The 1,093-nt window shown below is 63.5% G+C and carries 1 protein-coding gene; it reads right to left on the bottom strand.

Going from position 1 to position 1,093, the window contains the following annotated elements; all coding sequences use genetic code 11:
• Window positions 1–138: 138 nt before the first annotated feature.
• The coding region (locus tag V8J85_RS20005) for an AAA family ATPase (RefSeq protein ID WP_339955550.1) at window positions 139–1,093 on the bottom strand (955 nt) is incomplete at its 5' end.

Consider the following 1,093-nt stretch of genomic DNA (forward strand, 5'->3'; position numbering starts at 1 on the left):
GTTTGGAGCGCGTATTCACGGTTCAGGAGCGCGATCGGGTCGACAGCGAGCCGATAGAAGCTGTCCAAATGCAGGTCTCCGAGGATCACCACGCGGCCGGTGTCAAATGGGATGGTAAGCGTGTCCATCGTGATCTCCTCAGTTCAACATCGGTTGTTGGGCAAGCGTCTCGGCCCGGTCCAGCATCCGGCTGACTGTCCGCAGGCTGAGGCAGGCGTTGGCGAGGGCATCGCCCTCGAAGACGTCGAGCAGAGCCGCTAATGCAGGTTCTGGTAGTCCACGTCGCCTGCCTTCGGTGAGGGCAAAGACGCTTAATTGCTCTATGGTGAGATCCGGCAGGTCCAGCACCACGCACCGGCTTTGAAGCGGCTCCGGCAATCCTTCGCGGCCATTGGCGGTCATCACCCAGTTGACCCAGGACATGTCGAATTTGACTTGGAAGAAGGGGCACTCCCAGCTGGCCGCCGTCATCCGTTCCAGCAGCGGAAGCAGTGCGTCGGTCAGGGTATGACGGCTCCCTCGCGTGGAATAGGTATCACCCGCTTTCTCGATCTCATCCAGAATGACGAGTGGCCCGCCATGCCGCTCTTGCAAGATGGTCTTCATCACCTTGCCAGGATGAGCGCTACTCCAACCGCGTTGGGAGCCCACAAGCGCGAAGGTCGCAGGCTCGCCCGTCGCATCGATCTGTGTGGTAGGAACCGACAAGTGATGCGCCAAACGCCGCGCCCAGTAGGATTTCCCGACGCCCGGCGAGCCGACCAGCACGAGCGGCGTGAACCGCGCGCCCGGCAGCTCGTCGCGGGCAGAAGCCCGCAAGCCCTGCCAGACCACCTCCGTGACAGGCGCCATCCACGGCATCTCTGCGTGAAGCGCGGCGGCAATCTCGTCGGCCTCGTGCTCGGTGGCGACCCGAGCAACGGGGAGGCCGCCCCGCAGTGGAGTCAGCCGTGCGCGGGTCTCTTCGGTCAGGTGGTACATGCCGGTTGAGGAATGCACACGTTCCAAGACCCGCATCGCGCGCCGCTTGATCCGGCGCAGGTCCGCGTCCGTGACCAGCTCGTAGTCGTAGAGGCAATCGTCCTCGGTCATC

The organism is Yoonia sp. 2307UL14-13, assembly GCF_037572755.1.
Lineage (GTDB): Bacteria > Pseudomonadota > Alphaproteobacteria > Rhodobacterales > Rhodobacteraceae > Yoonia.